The sequence below is a fragment of the Maritalea porphyrae genome, from assembly GCF_030159895.1.
GTDB classification, from domain to species: Bacteria; Pseudomonadota; Alphaproteobacteria; order Rhizobiales; family Devosiaceae; genus Maritalea; species Maritalea porphyrae.
This window is the reverse complement of the sequence record NZ_BSNI01000001.1, coordinates 158,356-184,460: the sequence shown is the minus strand read 5'-3', so window position 1 is coordinate 184,460 and position 26,105 is coordinate 158,356. Positions and strand designations below refer to the sequence as shown.

Sequence of the window (26,105 nt, the reverse complement as noted above, 5' to 3'; positions counted from 1 at the left end):
GATTTCTTGTTTGCCTAGATGTCAAAGTTTAGCCGGTTTTTCAAGTTTTTCCATCAATTCATCAAGTAAGAACCAAAAGAACTCGTCACCAGCATAACCGCGAAGTCGTCCGATTTCTTGATCCTTATCAATCAACACGAAGGTCGGGGTGAAAATATCAGATTTTATGTTTTCAAGATCGACCGGCCATGGATCGTGTATATCAATTTGCCGAAGAGGTGCCTTTTTCCCTTCCCAAGTCTTTGGATAGATCTCACCAATTTCCTCATGCCATTGCTCGCAATAGGCGCAGCCTTCTTGCTCGAGCATTAGCAATTGCTGTGCAATTGCGGCACTCGACAAAAAAATAATAAGCAAAGGTGAGGTTGCTAAGGCTTTGAAAATAAAGAATTTCACAAGATTCTTCCATCCAAATTTAAGTCCGCCCAGCATAACAGATAAAAATATATAGTGGAAATCAAATATATTTCAGCTAAGGTGAGGAAAGATATTAAATTTCATATATGTGGTAGGGGCATATGTTGGATGTAAGTATTTGGGGGGCGTTCTTAGCGGGCGTATTATCTTTCTTTTCCCCATGCGTTCTGCCGATCGTGCCGCCTTATCTTGCTTATTTGGCAGGCGTTAGTTTTGAGCAATTGAGTGACGAGGAAATCGAAAAAGGCGCAGCCCGACAAATATTGTTCGCGTCTATTGCCTTTGTGGTTGGATTTTCAGTTGTCTTTCTTGCGCTGGGCGCAACGGCCAATGTGCTTGGGCAAACCATTTCGCAGTATTACGACATCCTATCGATTGTCGCCGGCGTGATTATTATGGCGATGGGGCTGCATTTTATCGGCCTATTGCGCCTATCGGTGCTTTATCGCGAAGCGCGGGTGCAGGTGAACAGTAAGCCAGTTGGATTGCTTGGCGCATTCATTATGGGGCTGGCATTTGCCTTTGGTTGGACGCCATGTGTTGGCCCGGTTTTGGCAACAATTCTATTTGTCGCAAGTTCTGAAGATACGGCTTGGCGCGGCATGAGTTTGCTGTTCGCTTATTCTGCGGGCATTGGCATCCCATTTATCTTGGCTGGCGCATTTGCAGCGCGGTTTATCAAGATGGCGGGCCGACTTAAACGGCACATGCGAAAGATCGAAATCGCCATGGGGATATTGCTTATCGTCACGGGCCTTTTGTTTGTGACCGGGAACATGAGCGCGATTGCGCAATGGCTTTTAGAAACATTTCCAGCCTTTGGTGCTGTTGGATAGGGGGAGAAAATGCTGCGCATAATTCTAACTATGGCCTTTGCTTTGATCACGACTGTCGCCAGCGCGGGCACGATCGGCGAAGATGGGTTGCACAAACAAGACTGGTTTGCGCTTACATTTCGCGACATCGCAGAGGATATTGAAACAGCGGCGGCTGATGGAAAACGCCTTGCGTTGGTGTTTGAGCAGCGCGGCTGCATTTACTGCGCAAAGATGCATGAAGAACTTTTGTCGGACCCTGAGGTCGCTGACTATCTGCAAGAGCATTTTCTGATTGTTCAGTACAATATGTTTGGCGATGAGGAGGTTACGGACCTCGATGGCGATGTCTTGACGGAAAAGACCGCAGCCCGCAAATGGGGTTATGTTTTCACGCCAACCATTGTGTTTTTGCCTGCAGAAGTTCCTGCCAATTCCATCTCGGTGAGCAAAGCTGCGGTGGCGACCATGCCTGGCGCCTTTGGCAAGTGGACATTCTTAAACATGTTCAAATGGGTCTTTGATCGTGGCTATGAAGGCGACGAGCACTTTCAGAAGTATCACGCTAGAATCATTGAACAATTACGTGCGGAGGGGCGCCTAAAGTAAGGCGCAAATTGTTTCATGTTCATATCGTTGAATACAATACATATGAACATTTGAATTAATATATTGATTGAGAGAAGATATCGCTCTAAGCTTGTTCATATGTGAACGAGATCAGACGATCCGTCTCAGGGAGGGGGACTGATATGAAGAAACTTGTAGTCGCTGCATCGGCCGTGCTCATGCTTACTGTTGGGGTGGCTTTAGCGGATGCTGTGGGGCCAAACGACGTTGCAATGGCAGATGCCGTTGTCGCGGAATCATTGACCGGCGTCGCGGGCGACCCGGCGGCGGGTCGCGACATCATGATTAACCGAAAACTTGGCAACTGCCTCGCATGCCACGTCAATTCTGAAATTCCAGAGCAGCCATTTCATGGTGAAGTTGGCCCGCCATTGGATGGTGTTGCTGATCGCTGGACCGAAGGCGAGTTGAGAGCAATCTTGGTGGATGTAAAGCAGGCGATGAACCCAGAATCGATCATGCCATCATTTTATAGCCTCAAGCTTGGCGCACGCGTTGCAGAAAAGTTTGAAGGCAAAACCATTTTGGGTGCCCAGCAAGTAGAAGACGTGCTGGCGTACCTAATGACCTTGAAAGAGGAATAGGCACCATGAGCAAGGAGACCAGAATGAAACTATCCAGACGTAAGGTGCTTGCATTGGGCGCTGGGTTTGGCGCAGCGGCGTTGACCGGATTGTCAACAAGCGGGATTGCTTTTGCTGATGAAGCTGCCACCCAAGCAGCGATTGATGCATTTGCGGCTGGCGCAGAAGTTGGCGAAGGGCGCATCAGTCTAACAGCGCCCGAAATCGCGGAAAACGGGAATACCGTTCCAATTTCTGTCGACGTCGAAAGCGAAATGACGGAAGCCGACCACGTCGCTGCTGTGATGATCTTAGCATCGGGCAACCCAAACCCAGGTGTGATCACCTTTAACTTCACACCGATGAACGGCGTTGCTGCGGCGACCACACGCATTCGATTGGCGAAAACGCAGGACGTAATTGCCGTTGCGAAAATGAGTGATGGATCGGTGTTCATGGACAAAAAGCTTGTCAAAGTAACCATTGGCGGGTGTGGCGGTTAAGCGGCTGCACGAAGGAGAATTATTATGGCGACAAAACCTCGCGTAAAAGTACCGAAGAAGGCCGCAGCTGGTGATGTGATCACAATCAAAACATTGATCAGTCATGCGATGGAAAGCGGTCAGCGCAAAGGAAAAGATGGGAATCTTATTCCACGCAAAATCATCAATAAATTCACCGCAGAATTTAACGGCGCAACCGTTTTCTCTGCAGATATCGAACCCGGCGTCGCGGCCAATCCATTCATTGAGTTTAACGTCAAGGTAATGGAAAGCGGCACGTTCGACTTTAAATGGTTGGACGATGACGGCTCGGAGTACACGAGCAGCAAAGAGATTGCTGTTGAATAATTTTTGCGGGTCTTGAGCACTTCAAGATCCCTTTAGAGGAGGAGACAGATGATCAAAGTAGGGGGGATTTTTGCCGCAGTTGGCATTGCGGCGATGCTTGCAAGTCTTGTATCGCCTGCGCTGGCCGATCCGGACAATAATCAGCTGATCATTGAAGGCGAGCTTATTGTTACCGATGTTGCTGCGCCTGACAGTTCACCGTTGGATCATATCTATTCAGGTTGGCGCTTCCGCTCACCGGAAACACAATCGCTGCAAATGGATGACTTTGAAAATCCGGGATTTGTGGCTGTTGACGCTGCGGCTGAGACTTGGGAAACCGCCGATGGCAGTGAGGGCAAGTCATGTGCTTCCTGTCATGAGGATGTGTCCAGCCTTGCAGGTTTGCGTGCTGAATTGCCGAAATGGGATGAGGCTACCAATAAGCCAGCAACAATGGAAAATCTGATCAACCGTTGCCGGACAGATCGGATGGGCGCTGAAGCTTGGGGTTGGGAGCAAAAAGAGATGGTCAATATGACGGCTCTGATTAGCTTACAATCTCGCGGCATGCCGGTGAATATTCAAACAGACGGGCCGATGGCTGAGTGGATGGAAAAAGGAAAAGACCTTTACTATACCCGCGTTGGTCAGCTCAATATGTCTTGTTCGAACTGCCATGAAGATAATTATGGCAATCAAATTCGCTCAGATCATTTGAGCCAAGGTCAGATCAATGGATTCCCGGTTTACCGTTTGAAATGGGCAGGTTTGGGTTCAATCCATCGCCGCTTCAAAGGTTGTATGGAGAATATTCGGGCGACGCCGTTTAAGCGCGGATCGGATGAATTCATTGCGCTCGAAGCCTATGTAGCATCACGTGGTGCGGGGTTGGCGGTCGAAACGCCATCGGTGCGCAACTAAAACAACATATGACGCGGCAGCGCCACGGCGCTGCTGCATTGCTGATCCGGCGTAATGGGTGAGGATTCAATAGGGGTGAATTATGTTTTCTCGTCGTGAGTTTTTGATGGCGGCAGTTGCAACGTCTGCAATTGGTGGGCTGGGCATGCCGGGACAATGGGCCCGCGCTGCTGCGCGCCAAGAGCTGTCTCAAAGCGATTTGCTCGACATGGACGCTTACGGCAATGTCACTCTGGTCCACATCACAGATTTGCATGCGCAATTGATGCCAGTCTTTTTCCGAGAGCCATCAATCAATTTGGGTGTTGGCGACGCCTATGGCAAGCCGCCACATGTGACGGGAAAAGACTTTCTGGACTTGTACAATATTCAGCCTGGCTCGGCTCAGGCTTACGCGCTCACCTCAGAAGACTATGTGAACCTGGCAAAGTCTTACGGCAAAATGGGTGGCATGGATCGTATTGCAACGGTTGTAAATTCCATCAGATCAAGCCGCGCGGACAATATGTTGTTGCTCGACGGTGGCGACACTTGGCAAGGCAGTTACACTTCTAACATGACCCATGGCGCGGATATGGTTGAAGTCATGAATGCCCTCAAACCAGATGCGATGACGGGGCATTGGGAATTCACATATGGCGTTGACAGGGTCACTGAGATTGTGGACGAGCTGCCATTCCCATTCTTGGGCTCTAATATTTATGATGCTGAGTGGAACGAACCAGCATTTGAGGGATACAAGATTTTTGAACGCGGTGGCGTAAAGGTCGGGGTAATTGGTCAGGCATTTCCATACACCCCGATCGCGAACCCGCGCTGGATGTTCCCTAATTGGTCATTTGGCATTCGCGAGGAAGATATCGCCCGCAATATTGAGGCTGCGCGAGCAGATGGCGCAGAGCTGATCGTTTTGCTTTCACACAACGGTTTTGATGTTGATCGTGCGCTTGCAAAACGCGTTGACGGTATTGATGTGATCTTGTGCGGTCATACGCACGATGCGTTGCCCGAACCTTTGCTGGTGAACAAGACTTTGCTGGTGGCAACTGGTTCGCACGGCAAGTTTGTTTCTCGTTTGGACTTGGACGTCCAAAAAGGGGATGTGAAGGGCTTTAAATATCGATTGGTTCCAATCTTTTCTGATGTGATTGAACAGGATGCTGAAATGACGGCGTTGGTTGAAAAGGTGCGCGCACCATACAGCGAAGAACTTGCGCGCGAACTTGGCACAACGGACAGCCTTTTATACCGTCGCGGCAATTTCAATGGCACCTTCGACGACCTGATCTGTCAGGCACTTATTGAGGAGCGTGATGCTGACATCGCACTTTCCCCAGGCTTTAGATGGGGCACTAGCGTTCTGCCAGGAGAGGCGATTACCGTTGAAGATTTGCACAATGCCTGCGCAATGACTTATCCGTCTGCGTATCGTAGCGAGATGACTGGCAAGACCATCCACGACATTTTGGAAGACGTGGCCGACAATTTGTTTAATGCCGACCCTTATTATCAACAAGGTGGCGACATGGTGCGAGTTGGTGGCATGGGTTACACGATTGACCCGACAAAGACGATCGGTAACAGGATCACTGATATGACGCTGCTGGAAAGTGGTGAAAAGATCAATCCAGAAAGCACGTATGTTGTCGCAGGTTGGGCATCGGTAAGCGAAGATGTTGAGGGCCCTGCAATTTGGGATGTGGTGGAAGATCACCTGCAGAAGAACCCCGTTGTTGCGCTTGAGCCAAACCGTTCGGTCAAAGTTATTTCCAGTTAGACTTGATTTGAGAGTTCTTTTGAAATGCGAGTGAAAATTTGTAAAAATACATATGAAAAATCATATGAATCAAAGAGGGGCGTTATCAGATGAGCAAAAAATCGATGCTGAGAAGCGCAAAAGGTCGAAATGATCATCCGGATAATGGCCGCCGCGCCTTCCTGAAAAATGGATTAGTTGCCGGTGGCGCGGCTGCGTTAGGTGCAGCGGCTGCTGGGGCGGCGCAAGCTGCCGGCGAGAATGTAATTTTGCAGAAACAAGATTGGCGGACCTATTTGGGTGATGGTGTCGATGCGCGGCCATATGGTACTCCCTCCGCGCATGAAGCACACGTGATACGGCGAAATGTTGAATGGTTGACTGCGGACCCGGTCAGTTCAGTTAGCTTTACGCCGTTGCATGAACTTGACGGCATCATCACCCCAAACGGCGTGTGCTTTGAACGGCATCATGGCGGCATCGCGGAGATTGACCCGACCGCTCATCGCTTGATGATCCACGGGCTTGTGGACACGCCACTGGTTTTTACCTTGGAAGACCTCAAGCGGTTTCCCCGTGAAAACAAAGTGTATTTCCTGGAATGTGCTGCAAATTCGGGCATGGAATGGCGCGGGGCCCAATTGAATGGGGTGCAGTTCACCCACGGCATGATCCATAATGTGATGTATACTGGCATCAAGTTGCGCCACGTTTTGGAAGAAGCCGGTATTAAACCAAACGGCAAGTGGTTGTTGGTTGAAGGCGGCGACGCTTCGGCAATGACCCGTTCAATTCCAATTGAAAAAGCGCTTAATGATTGCATGATCGCCTTCAAGATGAATGGCGAAGCGTTGCGCCCTGAACAAGGCTATCCAATGCGCTTGGTGGTGCCTGGGTGGGAAGGCAATATGTGGATTAAGTGGTTGCGCCGAATTGAAGTTGGCGATCAGCCTTGGCATCAGCGCGAAGAAACCTCCAAATATACAGATCTTATGCCTGACGGTCGGGCGCGTCGGTTCTCTTGGCAAATGGACGTCAAATCAGTGATCACTAGCCCAAGCCCACAAGCGCCGGTTACTCATGGCAAAGGCCGTACAGTTATCTCAGGTCTGGCTTGGTCAGGCGCTGGCAAAATCTCGCGGGTCGATGTGTCTGTTGACGGAGGTCGAAATTGGCGATCAGCACGAATTGACGGGCCAAGCCTGTCGCGCTCAGTTCATCGCTTCTATCTCGATATCGATTGGAACGGTGAGCCGCTTTATTTGCAGTCGCGTGCAATGGATGAATATCGAAATGTGCAGCCCACTAAGGATGCATTGCGCGCAGTGCGTGGGGTAAATTCCATCTATCACAATAACGGAATTCAAACTTGGTATGTGGCCAAAGACGGAGTGACAGAGAATGTTGAAGTATCTTAAGTCTGTCGCGCTAGGGGCGCTGGTTTGTTCTGCATTTTCCGCTGCCGGGTTTGCACAAGGCGATGTTGATAAAGGCAAGAAGGTCTTTAACAAATGCAAAGCCTGCCACATGGTCGGCGATAAGGCGAAGAACAAATCGGGCCCCGAGCTTAATGAGTTGTTTGGTCGTGCCGCCGGTTCGAAAGATGGCTTCAAATATTCAAAAGCCATGCTTGCGAAAGGCGAAGACGGGTTGGTTTGGAATGAAGAAACGCTCAATGCGTTTTTGACCAAACCCAAGGCTTTTGTGAAGGGGACGAAAATGTCCTTCGCGGGCATCAAAAAACAAAAGGATATGGACAATTTGTTAGCATACCTTGGCACGTTTTCGACGGCAGAAGTTCAGGCACCTGTTGCTGAGCAAGATGACGTTTCGGATGATGCAAACGCGCCTGCAGTGACAACGCAAACAAACGTGGCCGCTTCCGCTGCTGAAGTGCCTGAGCATGGCGTGTTTCATTTGGGCCGTGTTGCTACTGATGACGAAATTGCAGCTTGGGATTTTGATGTGCGTCCCGATGGAATGGGTTTGCCAAACGGTCGTGGAACAGTTGCTGATGGCGAAGAAGTTTTCGTTGAGAAATGTGCTTCTTGCCATGGTGACTTCGGAGAAGGTGTCGGTCGTTGGCCGGTTCTTGCGGGCGGCCAAAATAGCCTCCAAAATGAACGCCCGGTCAAAACGATTGGCTCCTACTGGCCGTATCTTTCAACAGTTTATGATTATGTTCAACGCGCGATGCCATTTGGTGAAGCAGCAAGTTTGACAGATGATGAAACATACGCAATCACGGCATATCTTTTGTATCTAAACGATATCGTTGATGATGAGGAGTTTGAGTTATCAAAGGAAAACTTCCTGACGGTTGAGATGCCAAACACAGCCAATTTTTATGCCGATGATCGGGAAGATGAGCCGCAATATTCTGTTTCGGCGGACCCATGCATGAACGAATGCAAGGTTGGTCCGGTTGAAATCACTAAGCGGGCCCAAGTTTTGGATGTAACACCGGATCAAGAATGATGAACAGGAGCGCTGCATGCATTGTTGGGTCTCTTGTGGCAGCGGCTTTCATGAATCAATCTCTTGCAACACTCAGCTTTGCAAATGGTGAGCTGCTTGGTGGTGAAATTTTGAACATTGCGGGCGACGTCGATTATGGCGCGTATTTGGCCGGAGAATGCGTTGTTTGCCATCGTGCGGGCAGCGAAATACCCACTTTATACAATTATGACAAAACATACTTCGTCGATGCGATGGTTCGGTTTCAGCAAGGGCTGCGCAAAAACACAACGATGCGTGATATTGCATTGCAGCTTGGCGATGAAGAGATCGCTGCGTTGGCAACATATTTTGAGCGGGCTGCCGAATAGGACTTGTTAGCTTTCCCGCTTTGCATTGGATGGCGCATCAGTTGGATGCGCTGCAACCAACAATCATGGAGGGGAAAATGACACTAAACCGGAGAACGTTTAACGCACTATTTGGAGCAACTGCTGCAGGACTGGCCATGCCGTCCATTGCAAAAGGGGCTGGAAATTCAACGGTAGTGGTGATCGGCGGCGGTGCAGGGGGCGCCACAGCCGCGCGATACATTGCCAAGGATGCAAAGGGTGCGATCAATGTTGTTCTGATTGAACCCAAGACCCATTTCACAACCTGCTTTTTCTCAAATCTCTATCTCGGCGGTTTGCGCAGTTTTGAATCGATTACGCATTCGTACGAAAAGTTGGCGCAAGAATATGGCATTCGTGTTGTGCACGCATATGCCACGGGCGTTGATCGGGACAAAAAACAAGTCCGCATCGATGCCGGTGACCCAATTCCCTATGATCGCTTGGTGATCTCGCCGGGTATCGATTTCAACTATGACACGACCCCCGGATACAACGCTGCGGATATGGACTTGGCACCATCTGCATGGCATGGCGGTGAGCAAACCAAATTGCTGAAAGCAAAACTGGATGCATTGGAAGATGGTCAAAATATTTTGATGGTAACACCACCAAATCCTTATCGGTGTCCGCCTGGGCCATATGAGCGTGTTTCAATGATGGCACATGTTTTGAAATCAAAGGGCTTCTCAAAGTCTCGCATCGTTGTGCTTGATCCCAAACCAAAGTTCTCCAAACAAGGATTGTTTCAAGCTGGGTGGGAACAATACTATCCGGGAATGGTTGAGTGGCTTGGCCCCGACGTGCATGGCGGTATTGGCAATATTGATGCGCAAGCCGGAATTGTTGAAACTGACTTTGACGACTTTGCAGGTGACCTGCTGAATGTTATTCCGGGGCAAATGGCAGGCAAAATTGCGCAACTTGCAGGTTTGACGAATGAAAGCGGTTTTTGCGAGATTGATCCTACGTCAATGCGTTCGGCAGTTGATCAAAATATCTTTGTAATTGGCGATAGTTCAATTGCGGGCGATATGCCAAAGTCCGGCTTTTCGGCAAACAGTCAGGCAAAGGTTTGCGCCATGCACGTTCGGGCGGATTTGTTAGACAGTAAGCGTTTTCCTGCCAAATATCGCAATACTTGTTGGAGTTTGATTGCGGTTGATGATGGCGTCAAAGTTGGAGCGTCATATGGCGCGACAGACGAGAAGATTGGCAAAACTTCAAGCTTTATTTCACAAGCGGGCGAAGACGCAGAAACGCGAGCCGCCACCTATCGAGCATCAGTCGATTGGTATGCAGCGATAACTGCTGATATGTTTGGCTAATCCTAGCTTGTCGATCTGGACTGACTAGCCAATTGCAGTGCTAGGATAGCCCGCTTTTTCAAGCGCCGCAGTTATTGTGCTCACCTCGGCGCTTGAGCTAAGCGTGATTGTGTTGGTCGCCAAATCCGCTTTGACGCTTGCGAATGGATCAACTTCTTTGATTGCCTTGGTCACTGTTGCTTCACAGTGGCCACATGTCATGTCAGGCACAGCAAACTTCGTCATTTCAATTCTCCAAAAAAGTCGTGCGTTGAATCAACTGATAAGCCTTCCCTTTGCTGTAAGGTCAAGATGCATCGATAGGCAAAATATTGAAACAGCTGTTGACCTTCCAATGACTGGAAGGTTTATGAAGAGTTCAATTGTCATTTTTGGAGTGAACAAATGAACGCGCATACTGACTTATCAGCCGAAGTTAAAAGGCTTAACTTGCCCATCTCCGGGATGACCTGCGCGTCCTGTGTAAAGCGTGTGGAAACGGCGGTCTCCAAGGTTGACGGAATTTCTGATGTTTCTGTCAATTTGGCAACTGAATCTGTGAGTTTGAATTTCAACTCACCAGGAACAATTACCGAAGTGGTTCGCACCATTGAAGATGCCGGCTATGAAGTGCCGACCACCACAATGACCTTTGAAATTGAAGGCATGACATGTGCTTCGTGCGTGAAACGAGTTGAGGATGCACTAAAGAGCGTTGATGGAGTTATCGCCGCATCGGTGAACTTGGCGACCGAAAGCGCTTTGGTCGAGGCGCGAGGCAATGTGGATGCTGCTTCGCTGACCCAAGCCGTCAAAAAGGCGGGGTATGGAGCCAAGTCGCAATTGACCGATGCGAATGCGTTGGAGCAGCGCAAGGCTCAAAAGGACGCGGAATATGCAACCTTAAAGCGCAATCTGTTGATTGCTGTCGTATTCACTTTGCCGTTGTTTGTTTTGGAAATGGGGTCCCATTTCATTCCCGGCATGCACATGCTTTTGATGGAATCTGTAGGCATGCGCAATTTGTATTTTGCTTATTTTGTGATGGCGAGCATCGTGCAATTCGGCCCTGGGATGATATTTTACAAGAAGGGTGTGCCAGCTCTTTTGAGATTTGCGCCTGAGATGAATTCTCTTGTTGTCCTAGGCTCAAGTGCTGCTTGGGGATATTCGGTTGTGGCGACATTTTTGCCCTCTTTGCTGCCTGCTGGCACAGCGAACGTCTATTTTGAAGCAAGTGCAGTCATCATCACACTGATTTTGCTTGGGCGCTTGTTGGAAGCGCGGGCAAAGGGGCGAACAAGTGAAGCCATTACAAAACTGATGAGCCTGCAAGCAAAGTCGGCACGGGTTTTGCGGGACGGCAAGTTTGTCGAGGTTTCGCTTGATGAGGTCATTGCGGGTGATATTGTCCAGGTTCGTCCGGGCGACAAGGTTCCGGTGGATGGCGAAGTTACTAGAGGAAACAGTTTTGTCGATGAAGCCATGATTTCGGGTGAGCCTGTGCCAGTCGAAAAGAGTGTTGGCAGTGAAGTCATTGGTGGCACGATAAACAAAACCGGCAGCTTCGAGTTTCGCGCAATTAAGGTTGGCGCAGATAGCGCTTTAGCGCAGATCATAAAGATGGTCGAAAATGCCCAAGGGTCAAAGCTGCCAATTCAAGCGCTAGTGGACAAAGTGACTGCGGTTTTCGTGCCAGTTGTCATGCTGGTGGCGCTTATTACAGTTGGTGTTTGGTTGGCGTTTGGGCCCGAGCCAGCGCTTTCGTTTGCCTTAATCAACGGTGTTGCGGTTTTGATAATCGCGTGCCCATGCGCTATGGGGCTCGCGACGCCAACATCGATCATGGTCGGGACTGGACGGGCTGCCGAGATGGGCGTGTTATTTCGCCATGGCGAAGCGTTGCAAGAGTTGAAAAACACGCAAGTGGTGGCCGTCGATAAAACGGGTACGTTGACCCTAGGGCGGCCAGTGCTTACGGATTTTGACGTAACTGATGATTTTGATAAGGCGGAAGCCTTGGCGCTGGTTGCGGCTGCGGAAGCGAACTCGGAGCATCCGATTGCCGAGGCGATTGTGGCAGCGGCACATGAACAGGGCCTTGAAGTGCCCAAGACAAGCTCATTTGACTCGTTTACCGGCTACGGCATTCGGGCCGAGGCGGACGGGCGTACGGTTGAGGTTGGGGCTGATCGCTTTATGACAAAGCTCGGCCACGAATTGTCTGCCTTTGCTGAAATCTCAAGGCGACTTGGACGTGAAGCAAAAACGCCACTCTACGCCGCCATTGATGGCAAAATAGCTGCCATTATCGCCGTCGCCGACCCAATAAAAGAAACCACACCAAAAGCAATTGATGCGCTGCATGCGCTCAGCTTAAAAGTGGCAATGATAACCGGCGATAATCAAGAAACGGCCAATGCCATCGCCAAAAAACTGAAGATTGACGATGTTTATGCTGAAGTGCTGCCAGCAGGCAAAGTTGAGGTTCTTAAGCAAATTCAAGCGGCGAATAAGCGTGTTAGCTTTGTCGGTGATGGTATCAACGATGCGCCTGCGCTTGCCCAAGCTGACGTTGGCATTGCCATCGGTACGGGTACTGACATCGCAATCGAAAGTGCTGATGTTGTGCTAATGTCCGGCGATGTGCAGGGCGTCGCAAATGCGATTGCTTTGTCGAAAGCGACAATCAAGAATATTCAGCAAAACCTTTTTTGGGCATTTGCCTACAATGTCAGCTTAATCCCGGTGGCGGCAGGTGTACTATATCCTTCAACGGGCACATTGCTTTCGCCTATGTTGGCCGCCGGCGCGATGGCTTTGTCGAGCGTGTTCGTTTTAGGTAACGCATTGCGTTTGAAACGGTTCGCTGTTTGATTTTGTTTGTCCAACTACAGTGTTCAATGCCTTAATTTGGACCTGTTGTCTGGGCACAAACGTGAAATGGCAAATAGAACGGCGATCATTGTGGTTTTATTGGTGTTCGGGCTTTTTGGTGTGGTCATTCTTGACCGTACTAAGCCCGAGCCAACTGGTGAATCGATGATCGAAGTTGTTCCCATTGTTGTGAGCGAAGAGATAATGGAGGGCAAGCAGACGTTTGATGAAAACTGTGCTGCCTGTCACGGCAAAAACGCTGCGGGTCGTCAAGGCATTGCACCGCCACTGATTCACAGGATTTATAAACCTTCCCATCATGCCGATATAGCCTTTAAGCTGGCTGCACAGGTAGGTGTTCGATCACATCACTGGCCATTCGGCGATATGCCGCCGGTGCCCAGTGTTAACGAAGACGACATGGTGTCCGTGATAACCTACCTTAGAAAACTGCAGGTGGCCAACGGCATTGAATAGTCTCAAGCACGCTAGTTTTGGTATGAAAGAGATCGCAATGTTGGCGATATCACTAATGCTTGTGGTGCTTGTCTCGTTGCCGACCAATGGGACGATTTTGGTTGTTGAAGATCACGCGCACAACCAACAGACGCAAGAACAACATGTACATCAATCTTCTCTTGGCTATCAAACCAGTTGTGACGATCGCTCAAGTATCCATTGTGGTGCCAAGCTTGCGGTTGGGAATCAGATCGCTGCGCCACATTTTCGAAAACTACGATTAGGCTACACGCAAACGTCTTTGTTGGCTTTATTTGCTAGGGTCATTGGTCAGGAACCTCCCCCTCCTCGAAATGATTGAATTTTCACCAATTGAAATTCACAGTTATTAGAGGAAGAAAAATGAAGAATATAAAATTTTTGCTAGGCACAATTGCTGCCATATCGATCACAGGCGCTGCGCTGGCTCATGGCGGTGCGACGGGGATTGTTAAGGAACGTATGGATGGTATGTCCGCAATGGGGAGCGCGGTCAAAGTCTTGTCAGAAATGATGCGTGGGAATGTCGACTACGATCCAGAAGTCGTCAAAGAGAATGCGTTGAAGATTCAAGTGCATGCAGGTGAGCAATTAAGTAAACTTTTCCCGGAGGGGAGCGATGGCGGTCCGTCGGAAGCAAAACTTGAGATATGGTCCAACTGGGCAGAGTTTGAAGAGATATCTCAACAACTAAAAATCTATGCTCAAGCGCTTGAAAAAGCGGCGCCTAACGGTTTGATGATGCAACAAGGCACGACAACGTCCATGATGGGTGACGGTGGAATGGCAGACGGCGCCGGCATGATGAGCGGATCGGGGATGATGGGAGCCAAACAGGAAATTGATTTGGCGACAATTTCTGCGATGCCAGCAGATGGCGTGTTCAACATGTTGGCCCAAACTTGCGCAAGTTGTCACTCGAAGTTTAGGCTCGAGAAGAAATAATGCGCAAAATTGTTGTTCAGTTAGTAGCTGGCGCTGCGGCAATTGCCGCGGTGTCAACGATTGCAATTGTCGCCTGGCCAATCGGGGCTCAAGTTGAATTGCAGGAGTTGGAGGGTAATGCAGGGCGAGGGGCCTATTTGGCGCGGATGTCCGGCTGTATTGCCTGTCATACCGACACTGAAAATGGTGGTGCCCCTCTTGCCGGTGGGCTTTCGTTGCCAACCGATTTTGGGACATTTTACTCGCCAAACCTGACGATGTCCGCGAAATTTGGCATGGGCGAGTGGACAATTGACCAGTTCGCCAAGGCCTTGCGGCAGGGAGTTTCTCCTAGTGGTGAACCATATTATCCTGCGTTTCCATTTCCATTTTATGCGAAATTAAGTGATCAGGACGTTGCTGACTTGTGGACTGCCTTCAAAACAGTTCCCGCCGTCGAAATAGCCTCAAAAGACCATGAGATGAAGTTTCCCTTTAGCTTTCGCGCGGGATTGAAACTGTGGCGAGCTGCGTTTGTTGATTTTGAAAAGTTCCAAGAAGATACGTCTAAATCTGCTGCTTGGAACCGCGGAAAATACATTGTGGAGGGCCCCGCGCACTGTGGAGCTTGCCATACCCCACGAAACTTTGCGGGTGCAAGGCAAGTGGAGCAACGACTTCATGGTGCAAACAAGTTGCCCGATGGTGGAAAGTCGCCAGCAATCACAAAAGAAGAGTTGCTGGAAAAGGGTTGGACAGTTGAGGGGCTGGCATATGCACTAAAAACGGGCATCAAATATGATGGCGACGTTTTTGGCGGTTCAATGGTCGAGGTGGTACGAGATGGAACGTCTTTCTTGTCTCCAAAAGACCTTAGCGCAATCGCAACTTATTTGCTGGGAGATCAAAATGCCGCAGATAAGTAGGCGCGACGCCATCAAAATTATAGGGGGTGCCGCGGCATTGGTTGCGACACCTCCGGCTCTATTTGCCAAAGAAGTTGACGGTGTGGTTGAATTGATTGCTGCGCCTGTCAGTCATAAACTGCACCATGCTGAAGATGCCTTAGCTTCAAATCTTTGGGGTTATAACGGCGAAATCTCCGGGCCAGTAATTAAGCTGCGGCAAGGGCGAGAAGCGATCATCCGCTTTACCAATTTATTACCTGAACCAACCTCCGTGCATTGGCACGGATTACGCATTGAAAACTCAATGGATGGTGTGTCTGGCTTGACACAACAGGCAGTAAATCCGGGTGAATCCTTTGTCTACAAATTCACGCCGCCGGATGCAGGAACTTATTGGTATCATGCACACAATAACAGTTGGTCGCAGGTTGCACGTGGACTCTATGGTGGTTTGATTGTTGAACCAGCGTCGGGACCTGCATTGCCAGAAGACCAAGATCATATTCTGGTTATTGATGACTGGCGTCTAGATGCTAATGGTCAGTTAGATAAAGACAGCCTTGGTGCGCAGATGGATTGGAGCCATGGCGGAAGGCTTGGGAATTGGCTTACAGTAAATGGAAAAAGCGCGCCAAAAATTATGCTGCGATCTGGCGCTGCAAATCTACTGAGATTAGTCAACGCTAGCAATTCAAGGGTCCTTGAATTGGATCCGTTAAAGTTTGGTGGTAGAATTGTAGCCTTTGATGGTCAACCTGTTCCAGAGGAGCCAATCGAGCTACATTATCGTCCATTGCTGTTAGGGCCGGCACAGCGCGTTGATTTGCTCATTTATCCTGAAAATCCATTTGCGTTGGAGGAAGTGTCTGGACAAGCGTTTCCGTTTTGCTTTTTTGAATTGGCTAGCGGTGCAACGAAAGCAATTGGTTATACTCATCCTCGGCCAAATGATCTTCCATTTCCCTCAAGCACAGATCAATTGGAGTTTTCCATCCGAATGACGGGCGGCGCAATGGGAACCCTTGATGATATTTATTATCAGGGTGAAAAACTTGATATGGCGGGGTTTCAACGCACTCAACAGTTTTGGGCGTTTAACGGTGTCGCCAACTTGATGGAGCAGCCAATCTTAGCGGTAAAACACGGGCAAACGGTTTCATTGCAAATTGAAAATAGCACTGCTTTTATGCATGCGATGCATCTGCATGGGCATCACTTTTTGATTGAAGACAGAGATGGTGATGGCGTCGAACATGATTCCCTATGGAGGGATACGTTTTTGATCGCGCCTAGACAAACAACCCGAATTTCGTTCGTTGCCGACAACGTCGGAAAATGGTTGTTTCATTGTCACATGCTTGAGCATGCGGCATCCGGCATGAACGCTTGGATTGAAGTCAATGGATGATCGAAATGATCTAACGAGATTGTGGACGAGGCGCGACAATGGTGAAAACTCGAAACGATTATTTCCGTCGCTGTATTTCGCAGCGTTGCTGCTTTTATCGCAAGTTGTCTTAGCATTTCCGTTGACAGACATAGCTGAAGTTGGGGTTGTTTCTTCAGAATTGGTTCATTTCAGTATGAGCGACAATGCTTGCTGCCAAAGTCTGGATGATGGTTCAAATGAACCCAGTTGTCTTGGTGGTTGTGTTGTGGGGATTACGACGAGTTTCTTTTTCCCTTATGTCGTTACACGACACGAGTTTGCGGCTGTTATTCAACGGGAAATGTTGCCCTCGGATGATCCTCCTAGGGACCCACCTCCGATATTTGTAGTTGCTACTGGACAGCATAGTTGAAAATGAGCTGACTCTAACGGGTCTTAAAGAAGTTGTTCACACCAATACGGTGGGGTGAGAAAAATGAAAAAACAATATATAGCCATTGGGCTTGTCGCGGTAGTCGCGATTGGCGCTGTTGCTTGGGGTACGATCGGCAATACGCAACCAGAGCTGCCAGAAGGTGCACTGTTCCCGTACTATGATCGCCAAGTGGTGGCAGAGGGCAAAGAAATCTACCAGCAGAACTGTGCTTCATGTCACGGTGATGAGCTGCAGGGCGAGCCAAATTGGCGGACGCCAAAAGATAGTGGAAAAATGCCAGCGCCACCACATGATGAAACGGGGCATACCTGGCATCACAAAGACGAGGTTTTGTTCGCCATTACCAAATTCGGCATTGCCCGTTTGTCAAACAATCCAAACTATCAAACTGACATGCCAGTATATGAAGAGATCTTAAGCGACGACGAAATTGTGGCGGCGTTGGCATACATTAAGTCTCGTTGGCCGGAATCGATTCAGAAGCGTCATGATGAATTGAACGCCATTAAACAATAGTTGGGGCAGCAGGACACAGAGGAACGGCGATTGAAAGGGACCTTTTGCCGTTCCAAATAGGTTACATAGAAAAGAATACTAGACTTTAGATTGTAACGATCAACATTGGCTTGCAATTGGACTGGCTTGCCTGCAAAAATGTCCGACAATGAAAGAAAACCTTAGAAAAAGCACCAGTCCAACCGTGCAAGATGTGGCACGGGAAGCGAACGTTTCAACGGCGACGGTTAGTCGTGCCATTTCCAACCCTAAAATGGTGTCGGAAAAAACCCGACTAAAAGTGACCGAAGCGGTGGCAAAAACTGGCTATGTTTTGAACCACGCTGCCCGCAATTTGCGTCGCCGAAATACCGACACGATTGTGGCGCTGGTGCCCGATATTGGAAACTCGCACTTCTCTAACGTTTTGCAAGGCATTGAGACCGTTTGCGATGAGCGCGATTTTAAAGTGTTGATCGCGGATACGCGAAAGCCTTCCATGTCGCGGCCGAATTTTCTCGACTATTTGTCCAAGGCCAATTGTGATGGCATCATCAGTCTGGATGGGCATTTTTCGATTGCCGAAATGCGATCTAAACAACCGGACATGCCGCCGATCGTTACTGCCGGCGAGTGGAGTGATGATCCTGATGTGCCGATTGCTGTAATCAACAATTTGCTCGGCGCGAAGATGGCGATGTCGCATTTAATTGAGCTTGGCCATACAAATATTGGCCACATTACTGGTGCACTCGACCACCGGCCGGGGTTGGACCGACTTGAAGGGTTTCGGGCATCATTGATGAATGTTGGCTCAGATCCAGATGCGGCATGGGTTTTTGAAGGCGATTACACCATCGAAGTAGGCGTTGAAGCGGCAAAGGACTTCCTGCAGCTGGACATCAAACCGACAGCTGTGTTTTGTGCCAGCGACCGAACTGCGTTTGGGTTTATGTCGACGCTTGCGGCGGCGGGCGTAAGTGTGCCGGATGATGTGTCGATTGTTGGTTTTGATGATCTGGACATCGCTGCTTATTACATTCCGCCGCTAACCACAATTCATCAACCACGCCGGAAGGTGGGCGCACAAGCAGCACAATTGATGTTGCGGTTGATTGATGGCGAGAAGCCCAGAACGACCAGAAATCAAATTGAGCCCTGGCTCGTCGTGCGTAACAGCACTGCGGCTCCTAAGTAAACTCGAAACCGGCTTTTTGACCGTCGCGTTTGTTTTTTCTTTTGCGAGTAAAGGCTCGCGCGTTGTCGATGAATTGCGCGAGCCCGATTATTAGAGTGTGACCCACTTGGAGTTTTCTGCTGAAGATGAAACACATGCGTTGATGAATTTCATACCCTGCATGCCTTCTTTTATGCCGGGAAACTGAGTGGCCTCCGGTCTAGCAGTTCCATATTTCTTTGCGCGGATGGCGCTAGCCGCTTCGCTGTAAATGTTGGCAAACCCTTCAAGATAGCCTTCGGGATGCCCCCCCGGAATACGGCTAACACGCGCGGCCGCGTTGCCAGCTCCCGCACCGTTTCGCGTAATTAAGCGTTTGGGTTCGCCAAATGGTGTGAACCACAAATAGTTTGGGTCTTCTTGGCACCATTCGAGCCCGCCCTTATCGCCGTAAATACGAAGCTTTAGGCTGTTTTCATTTCCTGGCGCAACTTGGCTGCACCAAAGCGTGCCCCTTGCGCCACCAGCGTACCGCATCATGATATGGGCATTGTCATCAACCCGACGACCGGGAACGAAAGACTGCAGGTCTGCGGCAAGGCTTTCGACTTCCAAACCTGATACAAAACAAGCAAGGTTGAAAGCATGGGTGCCAATGTCGCCAATTGAACCACCAGCACCGGAACGCGCAGGATCTGTGCGCCAATCGGCCTGTTTGTTGGTTTCCTCTACTGTAAGCCAGTCCTGGACATATTCAGCTTGGACTAGACGGATATTGCCTAGCTCACCGTTGGCGACCATTTCTTTGGCTTGGCGCGCCATAGGGTAGCCAGTGTAATTGTGGGTTAGGATAAAAAGTGCATCTGACTTGTTGGCGACTTTTTCGAGTTCAAGCGCGTCCTCTATCGTCGAGGTCAAAGGCTTGTCGCAAATGACATTGATGCCTTGCTCAAGAAACGCTTTGGCTGCTGGATAGTGCATGTGATTTGGCGTTACGATTGCAACAGCATCTATTCCATCGTCACGTTTCGCCTCTTCGGTAGCCATTTGATGAAAATCATCATAGATGCGGTCCTGCGCTAAGCCCAGAACTTCTCCGGATTCGCGTGACTTTTGAGGCGTGGACGAAAGAGCGCCCGCCACCAATTCATAGTGCCCATCAAGCCGAGCAGCAAATCGGTGAACTTCGCCGATAAAAGCGTCTTTGCCGCCACCGACCATGCCAAGGCGAAGTGGTGCGTTTGATTGTGTTTCTTTTGCTGCGCTGACCATTATTCCGTAATCCCCAACATTGCACGGTTCGCAGCCCGATCAGTGCCGCCGTCCGCAAAGTCGTCGAATGCGCGCTCTGTAACGCGAATGATTTGGTCCTTGACGAATTGAGCGCCTTCGCGTGCGCCATCTTCTGGATGTTTCAAGCAACATTCCCATTCAACCACTGCCCAGCCATCAAAATTGTTTGCTGCCATTTTTGAGAAGATCGCCCCAAAATCCACTTGGCCGTCGCCTAGGCTGCGGAAACGACCGGCACGATCGACCCAAGATTGGTATCCACTGTAAACGCCCTGGCGTCCATTCGGGTTAAATTCAGCGTCTTTGACGTGGAACATCTTGATCCGGTCTTTGTAGATGTCGATGTGGTCCAAGTAGTCGAGGCATTGAAGGACAAAATGTGAGGGGTCAAAGAGCATGTTACAGCGCTGGTGATTGTTCACGCGCTCAAGGAACATTTCAAAGGTTATCCCGTCGTGCAGGTCTTCGCCGGGGTGAATTTCATAGCAAATATCAACGCCGCAATCCTCGGCATGATTAAGGATCGGCAACCAACGTTTGGCCAGTTCATCGAATGCTTCTTCAACTAAGCCTGCTGGGCGTTGTGGCCAGGGGTAAAGATAGGGCCAGGCCAAAGCGCCGGAAAATGAAACATGTTGTGAGATGCCAAGATTTTTTGATGCAGTAAGCGCCTTCTTGACTTGGTCGACTGCCCATATTTGGCGCGCTTCAGGGTTGTTATGGACCTGAGCAGGCGCGAATCCGTCAAAGCCTTTGTCGTATGCTGGGTGAACGGCAACCAATTGGCCTTGCAGGTGGGTTGAGAGTTCGGTGATCTCCACGCCATTTTCACGGGCGACGCCTTGCAACTCTTCGCAGTAGGATTTGGATGTCGCTGCACGTTCAAGATCGATCAGTCGATTGTCCCAACTGGGCACCTGCACGCCCAAATAGCCACAATCCGCCGCCCATTTGGTAATGTCATTCCAGTTGTTAAATGGCGCATCGTCGCCAGCGAATTGTGCAAGAAAGAGGGCTGGACCCTTAATTGTTTTCATGAGTGCTCTCCAAAAAAAGAGGACGGCAAAGGGTGTTGGACCCTCCGCCGTCTTTTAGAACTCGCGTTTGCTTAGAACGGCGAGTCTGGGAAGTAGAATTGCATTGCATTCTCTTGCGTGATCAATGTCGCACCAAGAATGTACCGCCCGGCTACTGGTCCGTTTGATTTGAACGCAGCTACTGTTACGTCCATGGCTGTTGCAATCATCGCAGGTGGATACAGTACATCAACTGGCTGAAGTTCGTTGCCATCTGCAATAGACTTAATGGTTTCTTTCATGCCAGCGCCACCAACAACGAACATGCCATCGCCTGTGCGGCCTGCTTGCTCGAGAGCCGCAACAACACCAATTGCGATATCATCATCTTGCGCCCAAACAGCATCGATATCCGGGAAGCGGCTTAGGAAGTCTTGCATAACTTCAAAGCCATCGTCGCGGTTCCAGTTTGCGTGCTTGTGGTCAAGTACGTTAATACCAGAACCCTCGATCTCCGCCATAAATGCGTCAAAACGTTCATTGTCGATGGTCGTTGGAATGCCACGCAAAATAACGATGTTATCGCCATCGCTTAGGCGACCCTTCATATATTGCGCTGAAACACGACCAAGCTCAGGGTTGTTACCCGCGACATAAATGTCCTCGATACCAGGCTGGCTCAAACCACGGTCAACAACGGTGATTAGCGCGCCAGACTTCTTGACGTTCAAAACCGGGTCTGTGAGTGGCTCAGATTCGAATGGAAGCACAACAAGCGCATCGATTTGGCTAACGGAGACCAAATCCTCTAGAGCACTAGCTTGCGCACTTGGATCAGGTGAGTTGACCAAAATTAGGTCCACATCTGGGTAGAGTGCTTCAAGACGCTTCTCTGCCTGCTCTGCATGCCAGTTCATGCCCGCTGCCCATGCATGGGTTGGCGTTGGGTATGATACACCGATTTTGATTTTGTCGTCTGCGAATGCTGAACTAGATAGTGCGATAGCACCACCGACTGCCAGCGAAAGCATTGTTTTTGTTAAATTCATTGGTTCCTCCCAATTGGAATTTTGAGTGAGCGGTACCGGTCACCGGCAATGCTCGGTTAATCACGTTCCGGTTGTGCCGTTACGTAAATCTTCTAGGTTTTAGTTTTCTTGTTTTTGCCCCAGCTGCCTCGCTGCAACCAAACGGCGATGATAATGATCAGGCCTTGCATGGTTCCGTTGAGATAGTTGGAGATGAGATCGGTAAAATTCAGGATGTTGCCGATCGTTGTAAGGATTAGAGCCCCAAGGATTGTGCCGCCAATCCGTCCATAGCCACCTTTGAGCACTGTCCCGCCAATAATCACGGCTGCGATGGCTTCAAGTTCCCACAATACGCCGGTTGATCCAGATGCCGAGCCGAGCCGGGGGACGTAAATTATGGTCGCGAGTGCCACACATAGGCCTTGAATGATGTACGTATAGGTTTTAATGCGATCAACATTAATGGCGGAGTATTTGGCAACTGCTTCGCTTGAGCCGATTGCTGTGCAGAACCGTCCAAAGGCGGTGCGGTTAAGCAGAACCCAGCCGACTATGGAGACGGCGATAAACACCCAAACTGGTATCGGTAGGCCAAAGAAACTTTCGTAATAAACCGGCCGATATGTACCGCGAATGGCAAAGTCGAGAGATAGCGTGCCACCATCGGCGAAATACGTCACTAATGAGCGATATATGCCCATGGTGCCGAGTGTTACAATGAAGGCTTCGATTTTGCCTTTTGTAGTAAGCACACCGTTGATCCAACCTGCGCCAATCCCAAGGATGATCGAACATCCGCAGCCAATTAAAACGGTGGCAACGCCAGAGCCAAATGTATCGACTGCATTGTTCATGATGATAATCATCAACCCGGCAATAACGGCTGCCATTGAGCCAACTGAAAGGTCTATGCCGCCAGCGGTAATGACAAATGTGGCGCCAATGGCAATGATGCCAATAAAGGCAGAGCGTGTGAGCAAATTCGTGACATTGCCTTCGCTCAAAAATGCTGAATTGAGCGAGTAGCCAATTATGCACAAGATCAGTAGCGCTATAGCTGGGCCAAGCGTCTTAAAGTCAATCTCAGGCCATGATTTTTTTGTTGGTTGTGCTGCTGCATTCTCAGACATGCGCTGGTGCCTCCTTCAAACCGGCGGCGTAGCGCACGATTTCTGTTTCATTTATTTCGCTGCCCGATACAAAGCCGGTAATTCGACCTTCGCGCATGACCGCAACGCGGTGGCAGACGCCTATGATCTCTGGCATTTCCGAAGAGATAACGATGACTGACATGCCATCTGCGGCGAGCGCGGCGATGAAGTGGTAGATTTGTTGTTTTGTGCCTACATCGATCCCGCGTGTGGGCTCGTCGATGATCAAAATGCGCGGTTCGCATTCCATTGTCTTTGCAAGCAGGAGCTTTTGCTGATTGCCCCCAGACATGTCGCCAACCAGAACTTTTGGATCACGCGCTCGTATGTCAAAACGACGAATTCCACGCTTAAGAGCGGCTTCCTCGGCGTCCGTGTCCATCATGAAATTTTTGACGAATTTGGGCAGCGCAAACAGCGATAGGTTTGGTCGCATCGTCTGCTGCAGCAATAAGCCTTTGCCCTTACGATCTTTGGTCAGGTAGGTGATGCCCGCATCTCTTGCCTCAGCAACAGATTTAAAATGTGTCGAAACACCATCGACAAAAATTTCGCCGCTCTCAAAAGGCTCGATGCCGCAGATGGCTTCAAATAGCGCCGTTCGCCCTGAACCAACCAGGCCAGAAAAACCTAGTATTTCGCCTTTTCTAAGGTCGAAGGAAACATCGTTTATTTCAGAAGTTCGCATATTGCGCACCGCCAAAACGATCTCAGCGTCAACGTCGGTTTCGTTCTTTGGCGGATAAAGATTGGACAGTTCGCGACCAACCATCATTTGTGCCATAGCGTCCATCGTCAGGTCGCTAGTGGATTTGGTGGCGATCCATTGACCATCACGTAAAATGGTCACACGGTCGGCGATCTTTTTTACTTCTGGTAGTTTGTGCGAAACAAAGACAATCGCGACGCCTTTTGCTTTTAGTTTTTCAACTTGTCTGAAGAATAGCTCGGTTTCAGCTTCAGTTAAGACTGCTGTTGGCTCATCCATAATGAGCACTTTTGCGTCTCGGCTCATCGCCTTGACGATTTCGACCATTTGCTTTTCTGCGATTGATAGGTCTGAAATTCGCGTGCTTGGGGAGATGTCTACACCCATATCCGCGAGATATTTCCGTGTAAGCTCCGTCATGGACTTGCGGTCTAAGAAGATGCTTCTAGAATGCTCTCGCCCAAGAAAAATGTTCTCTTCAACGGTCATCTGCTCGGCAAGATTTAACTCTTGGTGGATAAGGACAATGCCCAATGCTTCCGACTGGCCAAATGGGGGAAGGGCCGTTGGTTCGCCTTCAAAAAGAATGCGTCCAGAAGTTGGCTGGTGAAATCCGCCGAGAATCTTCATCAGGGTAGATTTGCCTGCGCCATTCTCTCCAATTAGTGCATGAACCTCGCCCGCTTTGACGTCAAAACTGACGCTAAACAACACGGGGACCTCACCAAACGACATGCTGACGCGGTCGGCGCACAAAAGTGGCGTGATGTCACTATTCTCGTGTGACGGCATTGTTCTATTCCTCCCAAATTGACGCGTTTTCAGTGCGCCAATGATCGTTATGTAAACCTTTTCATGAATGATGTAAACCTTTACATTGCGATTTATGTAAACCTTTTCATAGCTGTGGAAATGTGTCATACCCACATAAGATGATTGGTTCTATGAAAATCGTGTTGGGCCGATGCTACTAAAGGTATTGCGATAATTGAGTAATTCTCCGTCCAGACCAGCAACTATTGAGGATGTAGCCAAGATCGCTGGCGTGTCCATTGCAACTGTTAGCCGCGCAATTCGGATGCCGGAAAAAGTTGCGGAAAGCACGCGGAAGAAGGTAACGGCTGCAATCGCGCGCACGGGCTACACCGCGAATGCGATGGCGCAAAATTTGCGCATGCAGCGTTCCAAAATGGTGATGGTATTGGCACACTCAATCGCCGATCCAAATTTCCCGGGCATATTGATCGGATTGGAAAAGGCAGCGAACGCTCGCGGATATGGTGTGCTTATTGGCAATACAGAGGCGAATGTTGATTCTGAAGAAAAGTATTTGCGATTCTTGTCGACCGGTATGGTTGATGGGCTTCTATTGCTGACTGGGCATTTGCCGGTAGCTGGCTGGGGAAAAAGTCCACCTAACACGTTCCCGGCAACAGTTGCTGTGTCCCGTCCCGTTAGCCAAGACAAAATTGCTTATGTGGGTGTGGATGATGTCGGGGGGACCAAGCTTGCAACGGAATATCTGATATCATTAGGCCACGAGCAAATTGCATTTATCTCCGGACAGCAGGGCGATATTGTTTCGGAAATGCGATATCAGGGCTACTGCAATGCGCTTACGTCCCACTTCAAGCGCAGTTCGCCTTGGCGGGTGGCTGGGGATGGCACCCATGAAGGAGGGCGGGCCGCGATTGAGCGCCTATTCATTCGCGATACGCTGCCAACTGCATTTGTTTGTTACAATGACGATACTGCGATTGGCGTGATTTCCGCTTTACGCGCGCGCGGGCTCAATGTACCTCGAGATTTTTCGGTCATTGGGTTTGACGATATTCAATTTGCGAGCAGCATGAACCCGTCGCTGACAACGATTCGTCAACCGCGAGTGATGATTGGCGAAACAGCAATGAACAAGCTGCTTGACCGTTTGGCGGGGGGCGTTGATGAAGCCGAAGATGAATTGCTTCATGGCGATCTGATTGTACGTGAGAGTTGTTCTTCGCCGCGGATGGAACCATTGGCCTAGCGCTAAATCATGCCGGTTTTGTTGTGGAATGTGCGCAATCATTCCGGCACATTCCTGAATAGTCTTTGGACATCCCATTTTGG

The 26,105-nt window shown here is 49.6% G+C and carries 26 protein-coding genes; 19 read left to right on the top strand and 7 right to left on the bottom strand.

Annotation, left to right across the window (positions count from 1 at the left end):
* Window positions 1-21 precede the first annotated feature (21 nt).
* Complete coding sequence (locus tag QQL65_RS00905) at window positions 22-309, bottom strand: thioredoxin domain-containing protein (RefSeq protein WP_284361089.1); 288 nt, start codon at window positions 307-309, stop codon at window positions 22-24.
* Window positions 310-518: 209 nt separating this feature from the next.
* Between QQL65_RS00905 and QQL65_RS00900 the strand changes: the two genes are divergently transcribed.
* From QQL65_RS00900 to QQL65_RS00850, 11 genes are all read left to right on the top strand, one after another.
* Window positions 519-1,253, top strand: coding sequence for a cytochrome c biogenesis CcdA family protein (locus QQL65_RS00900; protein ID WP_284361087.1), 735 nt, complete (start codon window positions 519-521; stop codon window positions 1,251-1,253).
* A 9-nt stretch (window positions 1,254-1,262) separates the two neighbouring features.
* Entirely contained in the window at window positions 1,263-1,841 is a 579-nt protein-coding gene (locus QQL65_RS00895; RefSeq protein WP_284361084.1) for a SoxW family protein, read from the top strand.
* A gap of 143 nt (window positions 1,842-1,984) precedes the next feature.
* Window positions 1,985-2,446, top strand: a complete 462-nt coding sequence (gene soxX / locus QQL65_RS00890; protein WP_284361083.1) for a sulfur oxidation c-type cytochrome SoxX — start codon at window positions 1,985-1,987, stop codon at window positions 2,444-2,446.
* 23 nt (window positions 2,447-2,469) lie between these two features.
* The gene (gene soxY, locus QQL65_RS00885) at window positions 2,470-2,928 is read left to right on the top strand and encodes a thiosulfate oxidation carrier protein SoxY (protein WP_284361082.1); all 459 of its coding nucleotides are present in this window, start codon (window positions 2,470-2,472) and stop codon (window positions 2,926-2,928) included.
* Window positions 2,929-2,952: 24 nt separating this feature from the next.
* On the top strand, window positions 2,953-3,276 hold the full coding sequence (gene soxZ, locus QQL65_RS00880) for a thiosulfate oxidation carrier complex protein SoxZ (protein ID WP_284361081.1): 324 nt from the start codon (window positions 2,953-2,955) through the stop codon (window positions 3,274-3,276).
* 48 nt (window positions 3,277-3,324) lie between these two features.
* On the top strand, window positions 3,325-4,179 hold the full coding sequence (gene soxA, locus QQL65_RS00875; RefSeq protein WP_284361080.1) for a sulfur oxidation c-type cytochrome SoxA: 855 nt from the start codon (window positions 3,325-3,327) through the stop codon (window positions 4,177-4,179).
* A gap of 82 nt (window positions 4,180-4,261) precedes the next feature.
* Window positions 4,262-5,956, top strand: coding sequence for a thiosulfohydrolase SoxB (gene soxB, locus QQL65_RS00870; protein WP_284361079.1), 1,695 nt, complete (start codon window positions 4,262-4,264; stop codon window positions 5,954-5,956).
* Between the two features lie 89 nt (window positions 5,957-6,045).
* The gene (gene soxC / locus QQL65_RS00865) at window positions 6,046-7,353 is read left to right on the top strand and encodes a sulfite dehydrogenase (RefSeq protein ID WP_284361078.1); all 1,308 of its coding nucleotides are present in this window, start codon (window positions 6,046-6,048) and stop codon (window positions 7,351-7,353) included.
* Window positions 7,337-8,413 (top strand): c-type cytochrome, encoded by a 1,077-nt coding sequence (locus tag QQL65_RS00860; protein WP_284361077.1) that lies wholly within the window; start codon window positions 7,337-7,339, stop codon window positions 8,411-8,413. The genes soxC and QQL65_RS00860 overlap by 17 nt, the downstream gene beginning before the upstream one ends.
* A 50-nt stretch (window positions 8,414-8,463) precedes the next feature.
* Complete coding sequence (locus tag QQL65_RS00855; RefSeq protein ID WP_284361075.1) at window positions 8,464-8,763, top strand: c-type cytochrome; 300 nt, start codon at window positions 8,464-8,466, stop codon at window positions 8,761-8,763.
* 77 nt (window positions 8,764-8,840) lie between these two features.
* Window positions 8,841-10,112: an NAD(P)/FAD-dependent oxidoreductase gene (locus QQL65_RS00850; protein ID WP_284361073.1), complete on the top strand. Its 1,272-nt coding sequence runs from the start codon at window positions 8,841-8,843 to the stop codon at window positions 10,110-10,112.
* A gap of 24 nt (window positions 10,113-10,136) precedes the next feature.
* On the opposite strand, the gene QQL65_RS00845 is transcribed toward QQL65_RS00850, so the two are convergent.
* Window positions 10,137-10,337 (bottom strand): heavy-metal-associated domain-containing protein, encoded by a 201-nt coding sequence (locus QQL65_RS00845; RefSeq protein ID WP_284361071.1) that lies wholly within the window; start codon window positions 10,335-10,337, stop codon window positions 10,137-10,139.
* A 159-nt stretch (window positions 10,338-10,496) separates the two neighbouring features.
* On the opposite strand from QQL65_RS00845, the gene QQL65_RS00840 reads away from it, so the two are divergent.
* The 7 genes from QQL65_RS00840 (at window position 10,497) to QQL65_RS00810 (ending at window position 18,817) form a co-directional block, all read left to right on the top strand.
* Window positions 10,497-12,968 carry a heavy metal translocating P-type ATPase gene (locus tag QQL65_RS00840; protein ID WP_284361069.1) on the top strand — a complete coding sequence of 824 codons (2,472 nt, stop codon included), beginning with the start codon at window positions 10,497-10,499 and terminating at the stop codon, window positions 12,966-12,968.
* A 66-nt stretch (window positions 12,969-13,034) separates the two neighbouring features.
* Window positions 13,035-13,445, top strand: coding sequence for a c-type cytochrome (locus QQL65_RS00835; protein ID WP_284361066.1), 411 nt, complete (start codon window positions 13,035-13,037; stop codon window positions 13,443-13,445).
* Between the two features lie 384 nt (window positions 13,446-13,829).
* Window positions 13,830-14,411: a c-type cytochrome gene (locus QQL65_RS00830; RefSeq protein WP_284361064.1), complete on the top strand. Its 582-nt coding sequence runs from the start codon at window positions 13,830-13,832 to the stop codon at window positions 14,409-14,411.
* On the top strand, window positions 14,411-15,316 hold the full coding sequence (locus QQL65_RS00825) for a c-type cytochrome (RefSeq protein WP_284361062.1): 906 nt from the start codon (window positions 14,411-14,413) through the stop codon (window positions 15,314-15,316). The genes QQL65_RS00830 and QQL65_RS00825 overlap by 1 nt, the downstream gene beginning before the upstream one ends.
* On the top strand, window positions 15,234-16,706 hold the full coding sequence (locus tag QQL65_RS00820; protein ID WP_284361059.1) for a multicopper oxidase family protein: 1,473 nt from the start codon (window positions 15,234-15,236) through the stop codon (window positions 16,704-16,706). The genes QQL65_RS00825 and QQL65_RS00820 overlap by 83 nt, the downstream gene beginning before the upstream one ends.
* 457 nt (window positions 16,707-17,163) lie before the next feature.
* Complete coding sequence (locus QQL65_RS00815) at window positions 17,164-17,640, top strand: c-type cytochrome (RefSeq protein ID WP_284361058.1); 477 nt, start codon at window positions 17,164-17,166, stop codon at window positions 17,638-17,640.
* A 148-nt stretch (window positions 17,641-17,788) separates the two neighbouring features.
* Window positions 17,789-18,817, top strand: a complete 1,029-nt coding sequence (locus tag QQL65_RS00810; protein ID WP_284361056.1) for a LacI family DNA-binding transcriptional regulator — start codon at window positions 17,789-17,791, stop codon at window positions 18,815-18,817.
* 90 nt (window positions 18,818-18,907) lie between these two features.
* Here the strand turns inward: QQL65_RS00810 and QQL65_RS00805 are convergent, their stop codons facing one another.
* The 5 genes from QQL65_RS00805 to QQL65_RS00785 all read right to left on the bottom strand — a co-directional run bounded on the left by QQL65_RS00805 (window position 18,908) and on the right by QQL65_RS00785 (window position 24,788).
* Window positions 18,908-20,068, bottom strand: a complete 1,161-nt coding sequence (locus QQL65_RS00805) for a Gfo/Idh/MocA family protein (RefSeq protein ID WP_284361055.1) — start codon at window positions 20,066-20,068, stop codon at window positions 18,908-18,910.
* Window positions 20,068-21,126, bottom strand: a complete 1,059-nt coding sequence (locus QQL65_RS00800; RefSeq protein ID WP_284361054.1) for a sugar phosphate isomerase/epimerase family protein — start codon at window positions 21,124-21,126, stop codon at window positions 20,068-20,070. The genes QQL65_RS00805 and QQL65_RS00800 overlap by 1 nt, the downstream gene beginning before the upstream one ends.
* Window positions 21,127-21,197: 71 nt before the next feature.
* Window positions 21,198-22,154 carry a substrate-binding domain-containing protein gene (locus tag QQL65_RS00795; RefSeq protein WP_284361053.1) on the bottom strand — a complete coding sequence of 319 codons (957 nt, stop codon included), beginning with the start codon at window positions 22,152-22,154 and terminating at the stop codon, window positions 21,198-21,200.
* A 92-nt stretch (window positions 22,155-22,246) separates the two neighbouring features.
* Entirely contained in the window at window positions 22,247-23,266 is a 1,020-nt protein-coding gene (locus QQL65_RS00790) for an ABC transporter permease (RefSeq protein WP_284361051.1), read from the bottom strand.
* Window positions 23,259-24,788: a sugar ABC transporter ATP-binding protein gene (locus tag QQL65_RS00785; protein WP_284361048.1), complete on the bottom strand. Its 1,530-nt coding sequence runs from the start codon at window positions 24,786-24,788 to the stop codon at window positions 23,259-23,261. The genes QQL65_RS00790 and QQL65_RS00785 overlap by 8 nt, the downstream gene beginning before the upstream one ends.
* A gap of 196 nt (window positions 24,789-24,984) precedes the next feature.
* Here QQL65_RS00785 and QQL65_RS00780 point away from each other — a divergent pair, with 196 nt between their 5' ends.
* The gene (locus QQL65_RS00780; RefSeq protein WP_284361045.1) at window positions 24,985-26,022 is read left to right on the top strand and encodes a LacI family DNA-binding transcriptional regulator; all 1,038 of its coding nucleotides are present in this window, start codon (window positions 24,985-24,987) and stop codon (window positions 26,020-26,022) included.
* The last annotated feature ends 83 nt before the right edge of the window (window positions 26,023-26,105 follow it).